Annotated in this window: 16 protein-coding genes; 10 read left to right on the top strand and 6 right to left on the bottom strand. The window is 37.6% G+C overall.

From position 1 onward, the window contains the following. Window positions 1–43 precede the first annotated feature (43 nt). The 3 genes from LEP1GSC199_RS16190 to LEP1GSC199_RS16180 are packed head-to-tail and all read left to right on the top strand — an operon-like array spanning window position 44 to window position 3,294. Complete coding sequence (locus tag LEP1GSC199_RS16190; protein WP_002987011.1) at window positions 44–1,084, top strand: Gfo/Idh/MocA family protein; 1,041 nt, start codon at window positions 44–46, stop codon at window positions 1,082–1,084. Beyond that, complete coding sequence (locus LEP1GSC199_RS16185) at window positions 1,081–2,715, top strand: ABC1 kinase family protein (RefSeq protein ID WP_002987217.1); 1,635 nt, start codon at window positions 1,081–1,083, stop codon at window positions 2,713–2,715. Before LEP1GSC199_RS16190 ends, LEP1GSC199_RS16185 begins: the two co-directional genes overlap by 4 nt. 18 nt (window positions 2,716–2,733) lie before the next feature. Continuing rightward, window positions 2,734–3,294: a lipoprotein signal peptidase gene (locus LEP1GSC199_RS16180; RefSeq protein WP_002987358.1), complete on the top strand. Its 561-nt coding sequence runs from the start codon at window positions 2,734–2,736 to the stop codon at window positions 3,292–3,294. An 81-nt stretch (window positions 3,295–3,375) separates the two neighbouring features. Here the strand turns inward: LEP1GSC199_RS16180 and LEP1GSC199_RS16175 are convergent, their stop codons facing one another. Together LEP1GSC199_RS16175 and LEP1GSC199_RS16170 are read right to left on the bottom strand one after the other, a co-directional pair. Then, window positions 3,376–4,086 carry a carbon-nitrogen hydrolase family protein gene (locus LEP1GSC199_RS16175; protein WP_002987357.1) on the bottom strand — a complete coding sequence of 237 codons (711 nt, stop codon included), beginning with the start codon at window positions 4,084–4,086 and terminating at the stop codon, window positions 3,376–3,378. Next, on the bottom strand, window positions 4,086–6,005 hold the full coding sequence (locus tag LEP1GSC199_RS16170) for a hypothetical protein (RefSeq protein WP_002986944.1): 1,920 nt from the start codon (window positions 6,003–6,005) through the stop codon (window positions 4,086–4,088). The genes LEP1GSC199_RS16175 and LEP1GSC199_RS16170 overlap by 1 nt, the downstream gene beginning before the upstream one ends. 115 nt (window positions 6,006–6,120) lie before the next feature. On the opposite strand from LEP1GSC199_RS16170, the gene LEP1GSC199_RS16165 reads away from it, so the two are divergent. Genes LEP1GSC199_RS16165 through LEP1GSC199_RS16155 form a run of 3 tightly spaced genes read left to right on the top strand, consistent with a single transcriptional unit; the run spans window position 6,121 to window position 9,519 of the window. Further along, entirely contained in the window at window positions 6,121–6,909 is a 789-nt protein-coding gene (locus LEP1GSC199_RS16165; RefSeq protein ID WP_002987286.1) for an AAA family ATPase, read from the top strand. A 1-nt stretch (window position 6,910) separates the two neighbouring features. Then, entirely contained in the window at window positions 6,911–8,113 is a 1,203-nt protein-coding gene (locus LEP1GSC199_RS16160; RefSeq protein ID WP_002987411.1) for a VWA domain-containing protein, read from the top strand. A gap of 59 nt (window positions 8,114–8,172) precedes the next feature. Beyond that, entirely contained in the window at window positions 8,173–9,519 is a 1,347-nt protein-coding gene (locus LEP1GSC199_RS16155; RefSeq protein ID WP_002987102.1) for a PrsW family glutamic-type intramembrane protease, read from the top strand. A gap of 10 nt (window positions 9,520–9,529) precedes the next feature. Here LEP1GSC199_RS16155 and LEP1GSC199_RS16150 read toward each other — a convergent pair whose 3' ends face one another. Further along, window positions 9,530–10,630: an LB_137 family protein gene (locus LEP1GSC199_RS16150; RefSeq protein ID WP_002987157.1), complete on the bottom strand. Its 1,101-nt coding sequence runs from the start codon at window positions 10,628–10,630 to the stop codon at window positions 9,530–9,532. A gap of 28 nt (window positions 10,631–10,658) precedes the next feature. Here LEP1GSC199_RS16150 and LEP1GSC199_RS16145 point away from each other — a divergent pair, with 28 nt between their 5' ends. Continuing rightward, window positions 10,659–12,176 carry a SpoIIE family protein phosphatase gene (locus LEP1GSC199_RS16145; protein WP_002987315.1) on the top strand — a complete coding sequence of 506 codons (1,518 nt, stop codon included), beginning with the start codon at window positions 10,659–10,661 and terminating at the stop codon, window positions 12,174–12,176. Beyond that, on the top strand, window positions 12,173–13,726 hold the full coding sequence (locus LEP1GSC199_RS16140) for a tetratricopeptide repeat protein (RefSeq protein WP_002987458.1): 1,554 nt from the start codon (window positions 12,173–12,175) through the stop codon (window positions 13,724–13,726). Before LEP1GSC199_RS16145 ends, LEP1GSC199_RS16140 begins: the two co-directional genes overlap by 4 nt. Before the next feature lie 25 nt (window positions 13,727–13,751). Here LEP1GSC199_RS16140 and LEP1GSC199_RS16135 read toward each other — a convergent pair whose 3' ends face one another. After that, window positions 13,752–14,075 carry an STAS domain-containing protein gene (locus LEP1GSC199_RS16135; RefSeq protein ID WP_002974097.1) on the bottom strand — a complete coding sequence of 108 codons (324 nt, stop codon included), beginning with the start codon at window positions 14,073–14,075 and terminating at the stop codon, window positions 13,752–13,754. 109 nt (window positions 14,076–14,184) lie between these two features. After that, window positions 14,185–14,364 (bottom strand): hypothetical protein, encoded by a 180-nt coding sequence (locus LEP1GSC199_RS16130; RefSeq protein WP_002987119.1) that lies wholly within the window; start codon window positions 14,362–14,364, stop codon window positions 14,185–14,187. A gap of 108 nt (window positions 14,365–14,472) precedes the next feature. Here LEP1GSC199_RS16130 and LEP1GSC199_RS16125 point away from each other — a divergent pair, with 108 nt between their 5' ends. Then, window positions 14,473–16,581, top strand: a complete 2,109-nt coding sequence (locus tag LEP1GSC199_RS16125; RefSeq protein ID WP_039927093.1) for an EAL domain-containing protein — start codon at window positions 14,473–14,475, stop codon at window positions 16,579–16,581. After that, window positions 16,581–17,357, top strand: coding sequence for a M48 family metallopeptidase (locus LEP1GSC199_RS16120; protein ID WP_002986963.1), 777 nt, complete (start codon window positions 16,581–16,583; stop codon window positions 17,355–17,357). Before LEP1GSC199_RS16125 ends, LEP1GSC199_RS16120 begins: the two co-directional genes overlap by 1 nt. Window positions 17,358–17,365: 8 nt before the next feature. Here the strand turns inward: LEP1GSC199_RS16120 and LEP1GSC199_RS16115 are convergent, their stop codons facing one another. After that, complete coding sequence (locus LEP1GSC199_RS16115; RefSeq protein WP_002987062.1) at window positions 17,366–17,911, bottom strand: MORN repeat-containing protein; 546 nt, start codon at window positions 17,909–17,911, stop codon at window positions 17,366–17,368. Window positions 17,912–17,945 lie beyond the last annotated feature (34 nt).

The raw sequence follows: 17,945 nt of genomic DNA, 5'->3' as shown, positions 1-17,945 counted from the left end.
CGCCAGTTTCTTTCAGAAAGAAAGATTTGGAAGAAAAAGATAAATGAAACGATCCAAAATCAAAACCATCCTGATTGGCCTAGGACGGATTTGTTCCAGTTTAGAAACGGATCCATTTCGCAAAAAACCCTGCACTCATATGGGTGTTCTGACCTCCGAATGGGGAAAGGATCGGTTTGAATTTGTTTTGGGGTTAGATACCAATCCCGAAAAATGTGAGTCCTTTCAATCCTTTTGGAAAACAAAAACAGAAATCGTAAACCCCGATCCCACGAAAGTGACCCTACCAAAATCCATTCAATTAGCTGTCATTTCCACTCCCAGCAACAACCATGAAGACTGGGCCAAACACTGCATCCGACAAGGGATTCCCAATCTTCTCATTGAAAAACCAGTGGCACTCACAGAATCCGGGGCCAAACGAATTCAAAAACTTGCAAAAAAACACAAAACCCGAATTTGGATCAACCATGAAAGAAGGTATCATCCCAGTTATCAATTTGTAAAAGACCAACTAACGAAAGGGAAATTTGGGAACATAAAATCCATTCGCGCCTCTGTATTTACTTCGGCTAAAAACCCTGGACTTGCGTTTTCAAAACTAGGTGGTGGCCCTTTACTTCATGATGGTACACATGCGGTAGATCTCATCCATTGGTTTCTCGGAAAACCCAAGTTAGTTGATGCAAAATTAGAAAGACCAATAAAGAATTCTATCGAATCCAGAGCTGTGGCCTGGTTTCGAACCAAAGCAGGTGTGGATGTTTTTTTAGATGTGTCGGGTGAAAGAAACTATTTTCAATTTGAACTCGACATCCATACGGATACCCACAGAATTATCTGTTCTAATGACGGTTTTCAATTTTATCAATCAGAAACTTCAAAGTTGTACAAAGGATTCCGAAGTTTAGTTCCCTTTCTGCCACCTCTGTTTCCAAAACCGGAGACAGCCAATGCGTTTATTGGAATTTATGATGAAATCTTTCAAGTGATTACAGGAAAAAAACAAACGATGGAAGGCAGTCTTTCTGACAATATTGAGATTCTAAACTTGATAGAATCCATTTACAGGCGAAAACAATGAATTCAAAACAAAACAGGTCCGCTTCTATTTATTTTTTTGTGATAAGAACTTGGTTCCAGTATCTCATATTAACGAAAATAAGACGAAAAATCAAAAGCCAAACCAAATATGAAAACCTAAGAATTCAGTTTTTAAAAAGAAAAGGAAAAGAAACAAAGATCCTATTCTTTCGGTTAGGTGGTGTATATATCAAAATTGGTCAGTTTGTCAGCAATTTATTCCATGTTTTACCAGAGGAATTTTTATGGGAACTACAAGACTTACAAGACAAAATCCCTCCCAGGAAATTTGAGGATATCGACAAACGTTGGTTTAGTGATTACGGAAAATCAATGACCGAAATTTTTACGGACCTGGACAAAACCTCCTATGCCAGTGCCTCCACCGCCCAAGTTCACATTGGATATTACAATGAGAAAAAAGTAGCGATCAAAACTTTATATCCAGGAATTGAAGAAGATGCCATTCGTGATTTAAAAACCATTTCTAGAGTACTTTGGATCATTGACCGATTTGTATTCAAAATTTCTGCCAAAGAAGTAAACGAACAACTGCACTCGATGATTCGTTCAGAACTTGACCTTCGTAGTGAATTAAAAAACTTAAAATACACCAAACAACTATTTGCTTTAGAGAAGGATTTTTATTTTCCAAATCCCATTGATGAACTTTGTAACAAACATACATTAGTTACAGAATTTGTGGAGGGAAAAAAAATTTATGAATTGGGGGTTTTAGAATCTCATACCAAAAAAAATCCTAATTTAGAAAAACTGGTTCGGGCTTATATTCTGATGATTTTTGAATACCGATTCTTTCATGCAGACCCACATCCTGGAAATTTAATTTTTATGGAAACAGGTGAACTTTGTTTTATTGATTTTGGTGCCGTTCAATCCATCTCAGAAGAAGAAACTCGCATTTTAGAACGAATTTTAATTGGTGCTATGCGAAAGGACTATCACCTGATCACCGAATCTTTATTTGAACTCGGAGCTGTCACCGAATCATTATCGAAAGAAGAACTCATCCAAATTGTGAAGTATTCTCTGGAAAAACTAAATCGGATTTTGGATTCCACTGACCACTTTCGCAATATTGGACTCGATACACTTCGTCCAGCAGAAGACCTTCGTTTTTTAAAAGAAATCCAAGTGAGTCTAAAACGCCTTCTTTCTAGTTTAAAACTTCCTCCTAATTTCCTAAGCCTTCACCGCGTACTCGCTTTGTTACTTGGAAACTCATCCTACTTAGACCCAACACGGTCTATGATCGATTATGCAGAAAAACCATTTTCACAGATCGTTTTGAAAGGAAGTTCCTTAAAAAAACTTTGGAAGGATGAAGGAGAAGAATTCATTACAAGTCTCTTTTCTTTACCCAAGGAACTGAATGAATTTTTATATAAATGGAACCGTGGAGAGTTCCAAACCCCAGATTCCTCAAGAAAAGAGGAGTTACGGCTAAAAGAAATATTTACCTTCGGAGCTCTCGGTTCGATATTTTTCTTTTTCGGAATGTATTATTCGGAAAAATTATGGAAAGAACCAAGCATATTATTTTATATACTATCAGGACTGAGTTTTTGGACATTAGCCAAATCAAGTCTTAGTTATTGGAAACAAAAATAAACGGATCATCTTTAATTTATGAATCTACCTAAAACCCCATTTTTTTCGGTCTTTAAACCTGGATATCTTGCTTTTGTTGCGTTTGGACTTTTTTTAGATCTGACATCCAAATATATCATCATAACAAAAATGTTAGCTCATGAGAGTATTCCAGTGTTAGGTGATTTTTTCAGATTGTCCTTAACTTTTAATACTGGTTTTGTGTTTGGACTTTTTCAAGACAATGCCCTGCCATCCCTTTTTGCTACAGGTTTTGCGATTGTATTCTTAATCTTCTACCGTTGGCAAAATGCTGATTTAGGCAATGCTTGGGGTTGGAACTTTGTAATGGCTGGCGCCTTCGGAAACTTTTCCGATAAATTCTTCGTAAAAATTCCCGGCGTAGGATTTCGATTTGGATTCAGCCCCGAAAAACCAGGTATCGAATACATTGGGGTGGTGGATTTTTTAGACTTTGAATGGCCCGATTTTTTACTTTTTGACCGTTGGCCTGCATTCAATGTGGCAGATTCTTGTGTGTCGATTGGGATCGTCATTCTCCTTCTTACCATGGACTGGAAAGAATTAGATAAAAAATAAATCCTTTAAGACACTGCGATTACAGAAAAAAAAACTTAAGTGGGATCATTCTTTAAAAAAGAGATCCCCGCTTGTTTTTATTTATAACAAATAACTTCTCATTACGTTCACAGACAAAGTTTTAAACACATCTTTATCTTCTTCCGCTTTTCCTACCTTCCAGTTGATTCCAGAGGGTGAGGCATAAAGACTCCGAGCAGGTTTTCCTTCTGATGGTCCGCAAACACGGATTAAATGGACCCCTCTTTCTTTCGCTAGGGATTCAAAGTATGTGAGATCCTCCTCGTAAGAACGTTTTTCATCAGCATAAGATAAATAAAATATAATCTCGATATCTTCTTTTTTAAACTCTTTCCAGATGGATTCATTTTCTAAATCTTCACCAACAAGTAGTCCAAAACGGAGTCCCCCCATAATAAAGATAGATTCTGTTATTCCTGGAACCACTCCGGGTTCTTTAGAAGGAGAAGGGGATTTTTTTTCATAAAAATCAACTAAAACGAGAGATTGGACAATGGGTAGAGCGGAAACCAAATGACCTTCTTCATTTTTTCGATAATGGCTGCCACCGAGGATGACACCGGGAAAAGTTTCTGAAATTTCCAATAGATGGTCTTGGTATTCTTTTTCATGTTTTGCCGCATCTTGGGGTGATTCACTTTGGAAAAGATGAGGAAAACCTTCTGGTAAAATTAAAAAATGAGCCTTACTTTGTTGGACTTTAGAAATTTCATCAGGGTTTAGACGTTTGTGTAAGTTCTTCTGGTAGATTGCGATTTTGATGACTGCCATTAAAAAGGATTCCCGCTTGGTAATATGTCATCATCCAAAGGATCATCCGAACTGTCATTTTCTTCATCAGAAGAATCTTCTTCAGAATCTTTAGTTTCTAAATCATTATTTGTTTTCGGTGTTTGAGTTTGCTTCGATGGTTCTTGCGTGTCTTTATCTAAATCGGCAAACTCTGTATCCGTAGATTCACCACTGGCATTTCCTAGTTCCACACCAAAGGAAGATTTCATTTGTTCCGAAGTGAGTTCGACAAGCCCACCGAATAAATCTCCTGTTTCCAAACGTTCATACAAAGCCATTAAGTAACAATATGCTTCCATAATGCATTGTTTTACTGGTTTTTTGTTGAGTCGTTTGCGAGATTCCATCGAATCCAAAGTCAAAACGTCATTCATGTTGGCGACGATTTCCTTTTTGCTTTTCATGTCCTTTATCAGAACAAGAAGTGAATCTCTGGATTTTAAACTAAACTCTTTGATGGCCATTCTAACGGTTCTGGATTGTCCGGTACGTTTTTGTTCAATTCCCGTTAGTTTTTTGGAAGCTTCAATGTAGTTGGCACCAGGATTTGCTTTGTGTTTTTCTAACTCTCTTACGATATCGTTATAAATACGGAATTGGTCAATGATGGTTCTTGTACCTTCATAAATATCCAACATCTTTTGACGATAATCCACCTTAACTCCGTTAACCGAGCCAGGTTTGATATCAATTTTTTTTGTTGTCATTACAAAGGAATACTCATCATCAAATTCAAAAAAATAAAACAAGGCAAGCAGTGCTTTGTCCGAATCGGAAATGTGGCCATATTCATTTTTTGGATCAAATTTTTTACGAAGTTTCGGCAGGGAATACATCTGCATCAAACGAAGGCCATACGCTTGTTCTTTGGAAAGTGGAATTTCCTCTTCAGTATCTTCCTTCTTTGAATCTTCCTCTTTTTTATCGTCTTTGGTTTCTACCTGTTTCCCACCAGGTACGTTTTCCCCTGACTTTCTTTGTCCAGGTCGATCCTCAGGCAAAATACCCAATAGATTCTCCATATAACGAGAAATCAGTGGTATATTTTTGTTTTCTGCCCTTAAAACAACAAGGTAAAGTCTATCAAAAAAACCTTCAAAGAGAGTATCAATTTCTTGCGTTACCTTTCGTTTTTTGTTTGCATAAATTAGTGATGGTTTCCCTTCCAATTTTTGTAATTCATCATAAGCTTGCATAAAAGATTTTTTTAGAGTCTCTTGATAAGGATAAAGAATGTACATCCTTTTAAAAAGTGCATAAATTGGATTTTTGACTCGTTCGATAGCAACAGGGGACTCTGGGGCAACTAGGATGGGATCAGTAATATCTGTTAGTTCAGGGCCATTATAAAGTTTTTGGCCCATGGCAAGTAATTCTACGAGGAGTGGATTGATTTTATCTAAGGCTTTACTCAGTTGAGGGGAATATTGTTGGTTTGCTAAAAGTTCATTTCCACTGTATTGAAGCTCAATTAATGATTGTTTGGCGCGTATGCTAAAATCATGCATAAACTTCGGAGTGAGATCACTCGTTCCAAACGGAGTGACACGGGCAAGCCAACATTTGAGTTTGATTCCAAACCTGGCTGAAAAACTGCTAATTTCTTTTTCATATTGGGCTTTGGAATCTGCTTGGGATCTTGCGTTTCCCGAATCAGATTTGTTTTGATTTCCACCCCGACTTCCCGAACGGCTATCATCACCAGTACCACGAGAAACAGTGCTTTGACGAACCTTTGGTTCCGGGCGGTTCTTCTTTGAGTCGTCTTCTTTTTGGGGTTGTTTTTCTTTTACAATTTCCCCGCCGGCACTGACAAACTTATTGAACATATCCTTTCTTGCAGAATCATCCAGTTTCCCAACGCCAATTGCCCGTTTCGTATTATCAAAATCGCCCATAATTTACTATCGTTCCAAATCCTTAATATGGGAATTCAATTTCTTACAAAAAGCAATTTTTAGTGGATTCCCCCGTTTTTCTGAAAAGATTGGAGTCCAAAAGGTAGATAACACCATGGCTGATTACATCCTGTCCGAAGATCTGAAAGAAGCGGTCCTAGTGGCAGAAATTACAAAAAGACCTCTCCTCCTGAAGGGTGAACCGGGGACTGGGAAAACTCTCCTTGCGAGTTTCCTTGCAGAGACAAAGAACCTTCCCTTTTACCGATGGCATATTAAATCCACCAGTTTGGCCAAGGAAGGTTTGTATTTCTATGATGCCGTTTCCCGTTTGAATGACTCTAGGTTTCCCGAAGAGGAGGCGATGCTCCGGGTGCGCGAGGTAAAAAATTACATCCGGCTTGGGGCCTTGGGGGAGGCGTTTGCCCAACCGAATAAAGCGGTAGTCCTCATTGACGAGATTGATAAAGCGGACATCGAATTTCCAAACGACTTACTTCTGGAATTAGACAAAATGGAGTTTTTTATTCCAGAAACAAAAGAACATATCATCGCAAAAGAAAGACCGATTGTCATCATTACATCAAACAATGAAAAGGAACTTCCCGATGCGTTCCTCAGGCGTTGTATCTTCCATTACATTGAATTTCCGAAACGAGAAGCAATGAAAGAAATCATCAAAGCACATTACCCCTCCATCCAAACCGAGTTTATGGAAAAAGCTCTGGCAATGTTTTATTCCATTCGAAAAATAGAAAGTCTTCGAAAAAAACCGTCCACAAGTGAACTTCTGGATTGGATTCAGGTGCTCCTTGTATCCGGGGAAACTCTGGAATCCAGTAAAATCCCTTTTGCGGGAACTTTATTCAAATCCGAAGACGACTATCGAGTTTATTTGAACTAATATGTTTTTGGATTTTTTTTACAATCTACGAGGAGAGTCTGTTCCTTGTTCTACGGGAGAGCTAATTGCATTTCTCGCAAGTCTCAGGAAACTTACTGATCCTTCTGGTTATATGAACTTGGACCAACTTTACCGTGTTGGTAGACTCAATTTTGCCAAAGATCTAAAACACTATGATAGTTATGACCTTGCCTTTTCCAAAACCTTTGGAAGTTGGAAGGAACAACGAATTTTGTTTAGAGACACGCTCTTCGAATGGTTGGAAGAAAATATTCCCAAACACTTGGGTGGTTCGGAAAAATTAAATGCTCCAAATTTAAGTATGGAAGAAGTCATCGAAGAATTAAAAAAACGTTTGGCCGAACAAAAAGAACGCCACGATGGTGGAAACAAATGGGTTGGGACTTCGGGAATCTCTCCATTTGGTAATTCAGGATTTAATCCCAATGGAATTTCCATTGGAGGAAATACAGAGGGGGAAGGGAACCGTTCTGGTGTTAGTTTGTGGAACGAAAGAAAGTACAAAGCCTACCGGGAAGATGAAATCCTAGACACAAGATCCATCCAACTTGCCTTAAAGGAACTTAGGTTTTTAAAAAAGGAAGGGAGAAGAGAACTCCATGTAGATAAAACTATCGATAGAACCTGTGAAAACGGAGGTGAAATCGAATTGGTAGAGGAAAGGGAACGTAAAAACTCTCTTCGGCTTGTACTCATCATGGATATTGGCGGAAGTATGACCCCTCATTCAGATCGGGTAAGTAAACTATTTAGTGCAAGTAGAGGACTATATCACTTCAAAGAAGTTCATAATTATTTTTTCCATAATATCTTTCATGAATATTTATATGCAAACCACGAGTTCCAAACCAAAATTTCTCTCAAACAATTCGAAGAAAAGTTCCGCAAAAATACAAAACTGATTTTTGTAGGTGATGCATACATGGCACCTTACGAACTTATGGGAACACCTTACAATCCTTATTCGTATCACAGCTCAAGCTCTGAAGAAAAACAACGAAAGGCTAAAAGTGGACTCGAATCTCTGAAGGAACTCGTGGGATATTTTCCAGAATCGGTTTGGCTGAATCCAGAACCCAAACGTTTCTGGGGAGCACCTACGATTGAGGCCATAGAAGACGTTGTTACCATGTTTCCTCTAACGATTGATGGTTTACGAAAGGCAGTAAAAAGACTAGTTTAATCAAATTTCTGTAGCATTCTCGTTTATTTTCAAGGTTTTTTAGCCGTTAATCATACCAAATGATCACACAAATTTCTATACCTAGTCTGATCATTTTTTTTATCAACTTCCTTACCTTAGGTTTTTATTATTCCTTCTATCGATTTCATTTTTACCGATTTACGGATTCCTTTTTACAATATACTGCTTTTGCATTTTCCATTTTTAGTGCAGGAGTTGCGATTGGCCTGCAAGCTCTTCTATTAAATTGGATTCCGAATGGTGCTCCCTTTTGGAATGCATTTATTCACTCAGCCTTTATAGAAGAGTTTGCGAAACTCTTAGGAATTTATCTTTTTTTTCGTAAGAATCAGGATGAATTTACTGTTACCGATGGTATTTTCTATGGACTAGTATTAGGTGGAGGTTTTGGTTTAGTTGAAAATATCTTATATTACATCAACACAGGCCTTTGGTCACAAGTGCTTCGTTCCATCACGGCTTTGCCCATCCACATGATGAATGGTGGACTCATAGGTGCTTATCTAATGATGTTTTTATTTCACAAAAATCCCGTTTTTAAATGGGGAAAATTATCCTTTGGATTTTTAATTTGTGTTGGGATTCATGGATTGTATAATCTTTCTTTAATTCAAGAAATTGACTTATTATTAATTCTTCCTATTTGTATTCTTTCCCTTTTCTTTTTATTAGAACTGACTATTGCGAAATCCAGGATCCTTGTTCCTGGACACATCCTAAAACTCTTAAAAATGAGTATGGAAGAGTATGAAATTTTGAGTCGTCACAATCGGCACGAAGGTTGGATTCAAAATATTCAAAAACATATATCTACGTCAGGTATCAAACTTTTACAATTTCCAACCATACGTCATTCTCTCCTTACTGTATTCTTTTTAGTTCCTGGAATTTTATCAGTATATTTATTATTTGATTCTCCCGATTGGATATCTCATAAATTTCCCGATTTGGCACTTCAAGATTATTTTGCCTTATTTGTAATGTATCCAATGATCCTTTCTATGATGTTTTTCTTTGCAGGAATTATTAATCCATATTTTTTTAGGGACAGGATGCTTGAAGTACCTCTCTTTAGTTCTGTTGATTTACACACATTAAACGTTGAAGAAAACTCCGCTATCTTTCATATACAGGCAAATATGTTTTATCTGCCAACCTCACAATTGTTTCAAGAAAATACAAAAGTCAAATTCGATCTTTGGATTGGTTTGCATTGTTTTGTTGGACTTTCAGGTACCATACTATGGTCTAAGGAAAACGAAGAAGGAAATTGTGGTGCTATGTGTCAACTGGACCAAATTCCTTATGCTTTCTTAATCAAATGGCATTTCCTAAGACTCAAACAGAATTTTAAAAATTTATTCTTAAGAAAGTCTATCGTTTGATTTAATAAAACTAAAACTTAGATTCAAAACTAAACCCATAAAAAAAACTTTCATTAGGTTTTTGAAACTGTTGGTACCCAAGACCTAAACTACTTACGTTTGGTCTCATATCCAAAAAAGGTTTCAAATACACTCCGTTCGTATTTTCCTTTTTTGTCTCCATAGGTCCCAAGTAAAAACTATCTATCAAACTATAAGTAATGATCGAAGTGAAAACCACAGAATAGATAAGAAAACGTTGCCTGTGAAAGTCGTAATTATCCGTGTTAAGGGTATTAGCAAAAATAAATATTTTTCCGTCTCCGGAAGGAATGTATTCAATATCTTTATTAATTGCATTTACAGATGCATTGTATTCGTATAACATTCCTAAGCCGGAAAGTAAAGCTCCTCCAAAAATAAAAGCAGCTTTGCCGTATCTTTTTTCTGTGATGGGAGCATAACCTGGAATGACTTTGGGAGTTTCTTCTTTGATTACTTTGACAATCACTGATCTATTTTGGATCTCAAAGGATTGAAAATCCAAAGTATCAAAGGATTCCAAAGTTTTTGATTCTGTCTCAATGGTAATTTTACCGCGTTCTAGAGATTTAAAATTTCCAACAATCTCTTTGTCCGCAAAAATCCATTTTCCCCGTACACCGGAATCAATGTAACGCTCCATAGGAAGTCCAAATTCCGCACTCACTTTCAGCGTTGCTATTTTTTTGATGGGAATTATCTCGAGCTCTAATGGGCTACTTTTTTTGGAAAAACTTGCGGTCGTTTTGTTAAGTTTCGTGAGAATCAAATCACAATCTTCTTCACCAAATGTTTTGTAATCGGCACAAGCAGGAAGACCATCGTATCCAACATCAATGCCCAAAACCTCTGAATTTAAAAATTTATAACGTTTCCCCTGGTCCTGCCATTCAACATGACTTGCGGTCACATTCACCACTTTTCCATTCAGTACTTCCCCTGATTTTAACCGGATCTTGTCGGCAGAAAGAGCTGAGAAACTAAATACTATGAAATAGGTAAGAAGGGAGGCCCGCAAGCAGGAAGGGAAGGATATGTGGATGCCTAAAACCAATGGGAAAATCTCAATTTTGTGATAGATTTCTATCACTTAATTATCGACAATACTAGTAATTGCCGTGAACAAAAGCAAAATCAAAACGACGAATTCCTTACGCTTTAAGATTGGACTCTTTTATTCCCTTCTTGCCTTACTCAATATCATCTTTTTTACGGTGATGATCTTCGAAAATCAATCTGATTTGCTTCTCAAGAACTTTCAATTCCAGTCAGAAAACCTTGCCAATACCATTCTTGCCGATATCCAAACGATTGGTCTTTCGGGGGAGAGGGATGAAAGTTTTGAAGTCTTCCGCAAAACACTAAAATTATACGAAATCAACAAATTTACAATTTTTGATGTTGATGGCAAAATCGTGTTATCGGAACCGGAGTCTGGTCCAGGTGTAAAAGAGATAACAGAATCTGTTTTAAAAAAAACCAAAGAGGTATCTTCCGATAAGGAAGGAAATCTCTTTAAGGCTCGGTATAGTTTAGATCTAAACGAATCAGATTTCACAGTCGATTTTCTCTTACCCATTCGTCTCTCCGATAACAAGGAAGTTTTTTTATTCACTCATTTCAATATCTCTTCAATCCAAGACCGATTGAAACAACTCTACATCCAAGTTGGATATGCTGTCCTTTGGGGAATTGTATTTCATATTATTTTTGCAATCCTTGTATACCGAGCCATATTCAAACGAGTTGGATCCTTAGAAATTGCTTCAAAAGATATGGCAACGGGGAATTTGCAATCCCGAGTCACTTGGGATTTCAAAAGTAATGATGAGTTGGATAGTTTGGGGAAGTCATTCAATTTAATGGCAGAAGAAATCCAAAACAAAGTAACAACGATTACTCGACTAAATGAAGAAATCAATCAAGAACTTCAGATTGGAAAAGAAGTACAAGAATTATTTTTACCTTCCGTGAAAAAGTATAAAAAGTTTAATATTGGAAAACTCTATCGCCCTATGAGAGAAGTTTCCGGCGACTTGTACCAATACTTCCAGTTTCCCGAACAAAATTATTACGGATTCTTTTTAGCTGATGCTTCAGGCCATGGTGTTTCTGCGGCACTTGTAACGGTCGTTATGGCAATGTCCCTACAAGCCATTATGAAAGAAAACCATTCTGCCATAGAAGCAATCAACCAACTAGGTGAAGTTATAGCCAATCGCCTCCAAGCATCTTTTTTTGCCACAGGAGTTTTTGTCGTCTTTGAAGAACCAGGTGTTGTTAAATTTGTAAATGCAGGCCACAACGCCCCCTTTATCATTCGTCCTTCCACAAAACAAATTACTTATGTAGATAGTTCAGGCCCACCACTTGGTATGGGTGATGACATCCAATACTCTTTAGAATCCTTTCCTGTTCTTCCCGGTGATAAAATCATTCTTTATACGGATGGTGTGGTGGAAACTCCCATCAAAGAAGGGGGACTTTTTGGACTCGAACGTTTCACCGAAGTGGTTCTTGATAACATTCATTTATCTAATGCAGAAATTGTAGAAAAGGCAATGGCACTACTCGAAGAAAAACATGAGGAATATAAGGATGATGTGACTATGATTGTCCTTGATGTACCAGAATGAAAAAGTTTTTCTTTTTCTCTCTTTTTTTTGTTTTGTTTTTCTTTTTCGCTTTGGCCTCTCAATCCATCGTCAGTGTAAAACTACAGGAACTGCGATTTGGGATTCTACGAGACCAGCTAATGAATTACGAACTCTCTTCTCAAACTTTGAGAGAGCGACTAAAACAAATGTTCCTTTCCAAAGATGATTATATGTCTGAGGTAAAAGTCAACATTCTCGAATCGGGGATTATGAACTCCGAAACAGAGGGTTTGGACTTAAAAATGAGCTGGCAAGACCGTTTTGGTTTATATGTCATTAACTCAGTTCGTTTTCTAAATTTCAAACCAGCGTTGGAGTTAGAAGAACAACAAAAAACCATCATTCGATTGCAGTTTGCGTTCTATATGGAAAGAACACGAAAGTATCCCATTGCTTCTAAAAAATACCAAGAGTTGGAAGAAGCGATCACTTCTTCACTTTCTGATGAAATGGCATTCACACTCCTTCATCATGGATACTGTTTGGTGATGATGGGAGAAAGAGAAAAGGCCTTTCTCAAACTCACCAAAGCCATCGATTTATTTCCCGGAACTCACTATGCCGAGAACGCGAGCCTCCTCATTAGTTTTTTAGAGGAAGGTGAAAAGAAAAAAGAGGAACTGAAAAATAAAAAGAAGTCTCCAGAGGAATTGGCTTATTCTCTATTCCAAAGTGGAGACTATGAAGAAACCTTAAAAACTTTGGAAAGTCTACCCAATTTGACAAAAGACCAATCTTATATCAAGGCACGGGCGATGGAGGAGTTAGGTAAAACTTCCAATGCCGTAAAAGAATACATTCAGCTCGTCAAACAAAAACAAAACAAAGAAGTTGCCATTAGAGCTAATAGGCGTTTACTGTTAATTGGAAATTTCTATCAAGAAAACAAATCACTTGTAGCCTTTTCGAAAGAAGAAGCAAACAAACTAGGGGATTCCAAGGCAGCTGAGAATATCGAAGAAGGAAAAAGTTTGGTTCTAAAACCGGTCATCATAGAAAAGGTGTTAAAATCTGAAACGGCATCCAACCTTTCTGTGGAAGAAACAAAAGAACTCAATGAAATCAAAGAAAACATTCGGGAGTCTCTCGAAGATTCCAAAGGTGAAACTACGAAATTAGCCGCTGTAGTCTCAGAAGAAAAGATTCCACTGGTTGCAGAAACCCCAGAAGTGACTTTAAAAACTACCGAACAAAGTCCTCCAGTTGTTATAAAAAAACAGGTATCTCAAACTCCTTTAAAACTGAAAGTGCAGTTAAGGGATGGAAGAGAAGTGGTTTGCGATGAAGTGCGGATTGAAGGAAACCTTGCTACATTACAATTAGGTTCCTTTGGGTTAAACCTTCCTTATGATTTGGTGGTATCTGTACAAGTATCCGGGGATCGAAGTGGTAACGTAAAACTAATTACAGGTTCAGGAACCCAAACCGAATCGAGTCGTTGGATTCAAGATAGTTCTGGAGACTGGACAAAACCAAAATCAATTGAAGCGCCGGTAGTACGGGGAGAAGTGAAGTTCTTCCGGCTCTGAGAGATTTAACTAAAAATTTCTAAATTTAAGGAAGTTCAGATTCTCCGCCGAGGATCGTAAAGAATTTGTCCAAACTGGACAGTTTCAAAATTACCATGACATCCTGGCTGACATTGAGAAGAAAAAACTGCCCTTCTTCAGACTTAAGTTTCTTTTGAAGATTCGCAAGCAAAGCAATTCCGGAGGAATCCAATAGTTTGATATTCACCATATCAATTGCTACTGATTCAGCCCCGTCATCGATGATTTTGTGGAGTTCTTTTTTAAGTGCGGGTGCAGAATAAATATCGAGGGAACCCTCTAGTGTAACAACTGTATGATTTTTAACTTGTTTTGTTGTGAAATTCATTGAACTTCCTACTGGCCACGTATACTATCTGTTTAGTTGCCAATTTTGTAAAGAATTTTTGTGGAAACTTGTCGCTTGCACCCATCTGCCATTTTAACTAGAAAAAACCCTAGGTTTGTAGCCTTTTTAAAACCAAAGTGATCGCTTGGTTGAAACCATCGTATCCACCTTTGTCGTATTCATTGAGTCCTTTATAATCCAAATCACTCATGTCCAAGAGTAATTTCCTTAGTTCATGCTCTAAATAATCTTTTTTGATATAAGTAGTTTCGAAAGTTTTCGGATGCACGTGGAATATCAGACGAAATTTCCAATAAATTTCGAATCTTTTTTAGGTTGAGATTTTAAGAAAAATACGAAACATAAGTGGGAGAGATAGCCGAGTTCGGCAAATACAATGGGCATTCCAATCAGCGTTCTAATACTCGAAAACGATTCTAATAGTGTATTTGACCTAGTGAGAGAAATGAAGGCCAACGGCCTAAGTCCTCTTTACCGAGTAGTGGAGTCATTTGCATCCTGGGAAGCGACTGTACACGAAGAGGACTGGGATGCCATCATCTGCAGCACAAGAGAACCATTCCATTCAGAAATTCCAATTTACCTACAATACTTAAATGATAAAAAAATTGATATCCCAGTCATTTTACTTAGCGATCCAGAAGACTTTTCGAAAAACTTGAGTTATATGAAGTCTGGGGTCAATGATCTAATTGATAGAAAAAACCTTCTTCGATTAACCGAGGTTTTAGAAAGAGAACGACGGGAGCTTGTCTACAGAAAGGAAAAAAATACTACAGAGACTTTCTTATATGAATCTTTAAAAGAAATCCAACTCCAGAAATTTGCTTTAGACCAAGCCAATATTGTCTCGATTACAGATGCGAATGGAATCATTACTTACGTTAACGAATCTTTTTCAAAAGCTACCGGATATTCGGTTTCAGAATTGATCGGACAAAACCATAGAATTCTCAAATCCGCAGACAAAACCAAAGACGATTGGACTAAAATTTGGGAAACAATTCAGAAAGGAAAAGTATGGCGGGGTGAAATACGCAATATTAAAAAAGATGGTAGTGATTACTGGGCAGATACAACTATAGTTCCGTTTACAGGTCAAGACGGATCCATATTTCAATACATAGCAATCCATCATGACATAACCAACAGAAAGCTCGCAGAACAACAATTAACCCATGATGCTTTTTATGACAATCTAACTGGACTACCCAATCGAGCATTGTTTCTTGCGAGGATTGAACAAAAAATCTTCGCCTATAATATGAAGAACACAGGGTATCCAATTTTATTTTGTATCAACATTGATAACTTTAAACGAATCAATCATTCGCTTGGAAATGATGCTGGAGACCAAATCCTCGTTATCTTTTCTGAAAGACTTAAACAATTTTCGGATTCTGATGCTGTCATCACAAGGCTTGGTGCAGACAACTTTTCGATTCTACTCACCCATCTTCTCGCCATCGATGAAGGAGTAAATTATGCATTAAGACTTCTCGAACGACTAGGCGATCCCATTCCACTCGGAGGATATGAAATCTATCTAACTGCTTCTTGTGGGATCTCGGCTTTCGGACTTGGCGGAAAAGATGCTGATGTTCTTTTAAGAAATGCAGAAATTGCAATGTTTCATGCTAAATCGCAGAAGGTAGGAACTGTATCAGTTTTTAACCAAGCAATGCAGGAAAAAATCCACTTCCAACTAGAAATTCAAAATGATCTAAAGAAAGCATTAACGCACAATGAAATCTTTGTTTTCTACCAACCAATCTTAGATCTTAAAGAAAATAAAATCGGTCACTGGGAAGCACTGGTTCGTTGGCGCCATCCCCAAAGGGGGATGGTTTCTCCTGCAGAATTTATTCCCCTTGCGGAAGACTCGGGTCTCATCGTTCCCATCACTCGTTTTGTATTAGAACAAGCTGCAAATGTCATTGAAGAAGTACAAATCAAACAAGGACTACCGATTTCCATAGCTGTTAATTTAAGCCCACAAGTTTTTTTTGATCAAAACATCTTCCATTGGATTGTAGACCTCCATAATAGAAGAGGGATTCCATACACCTCCTTACAAGTTGAAATTACAGAAAGTTTGGCAATGAAAAACCTTTCTGAAACAGTGCCGATACTTTCCAATTTAATTGATATTGGCGTAAAGGTTGCTTTAGATGATTTTGGAACAGGATTTTCCTCCCTTTCTTATTTAGAAAAATTACCGTTATCCATTGTAAAAATTGATAAATCTTTCCTTAATAATGTGGAGGAAGGATCTAAAGAAAGTTTTTTATTAATTTCCATTATCAATATGGCGCATGATCTTGGTTATTCGGTAGTGGCAGAAGGAGTAGAGGAGTTAGAACAATTGGAACTTCTCAAATCTTATGAATGCGACAAAATCCAAGGTTATTGGTTATCAAAACCAATTGGTAGCGAAGATGTAGTGCCTTTTATACATCAATTCTATTCACAACAGGAAAAATAATGATTCGAAATTCAATTTACTTTTTAACGCTTACAATCCTCATCCACTGCAGCACTTCTCCTACAGGAAGAAAACAAATCATACTTGTGAAAGATGCAGAAATGAATGAGATGGGAACCTCAGCATTTTCAGAAATGAAGACAAAAACGCCTGTCGATACTAGCGTGGTCGCCAATACTTATGTAAACTGCATTGTGTCTGCACAATTAGCTGTCACCTCTGATACAACTGGAGTAAATTCCTGGGAAGTAGTTGTGTTTAAAGACAACAATCCCAATGCATTTGCTCTGCCCGGGGGGAAAATTGGTGTTTATACAGGAATGTTTTCAATCGCAAAAAACAAAGACCAATTAGCAGCTGTAATAGGGCATGAAATAGGTCATGTGATTGCTCGCCATGGAAATGAACGTGTATCTCAAAACCAATTGGCTGGTGGGTCAGTTAAAATTTTAGAAAGCCTTGGAAAACCTACAATTGCAGGAGCTCTGGGAATGGGGGCAAAATTTGGAATTTTATTACCGTTTTCTCGGGAACATGAATCGGAAGCTGATTTGATTGGTTTGGAACTTATGGCAAAGTCAGGATTTGATCCTAGACAGAGTGTGGAACTTTGGAAAAATATGAGTGCTCTTGGTGGTAACAAACCAAACGAGTTATTATCAACTCATCCATCTGATGCCACGAGAATGAAACACTTAAATGCGGCAATGCCGAATGCTATGGTTTTATGGGAACGGGCAAAAGCAGAAGGGAAACGTCCCAACTGCCAATTGTAAGGTGATATTTATTCGCAGAGAAGTTTTCTTCCTGCGATTTTGCAATTCCTGGCTTTACCATCATCGGTAAGTACACCGATACCTTCCTGACCATCAGAAGTAAAATCACCCGAAACAGACTTACCATCTTTGAAACTATAAGTTCCTTTTCCGTTGATTTGTCCGTTTTGAAATTCTCCAATATACTTGTCCCCGTTTTTGAAATTATATTCACCGGGGCCTTGTTTTTTATCTTCTATGTATGTACCACTAAACTTTTCGCCGTCAGAGTAGAGAAAACTTCCAGGGCCTTCTCGTAAGTCGTTTTTGAAAGATCCGGTGTAAACATCGCCATTATCATAAACATATTTACCGATTCCATTCACACAGTTTCCCTCGATACAACCAAACTTCTTTCCACCTTTTTCTGGATCTTCCAGATTGGCAGCTCTTGAGTTTGTTTTAGAATCTTGGTTAGATGGATCAGAAACATCCTTTGTGTCTTGTGAAGCACAAGCCATAAATAGCGGCAAAAGAAAAACTCCACAAACCAAACTGCGAATGAATAATTTCATACGTCCCCCAAATCTGAACCCATCCTAGAGGGTG

This window comes from Leptospira vanthielii serovar Holland str. Waz Holland = ATCC 700522 (genome assembly GCF_000332455.1).
Taxonomy (GTDB): Bacteria; Spirochaetota; Leptospiria; order Leptospirales; family Leptospiraceae; genus Leptospira_A; species Leptospira_A vanthielii.
Note: the sequence above shows the minus strand (reverse complement) of the source record. Positions and strands in the feature narration are given on the sequence as shown.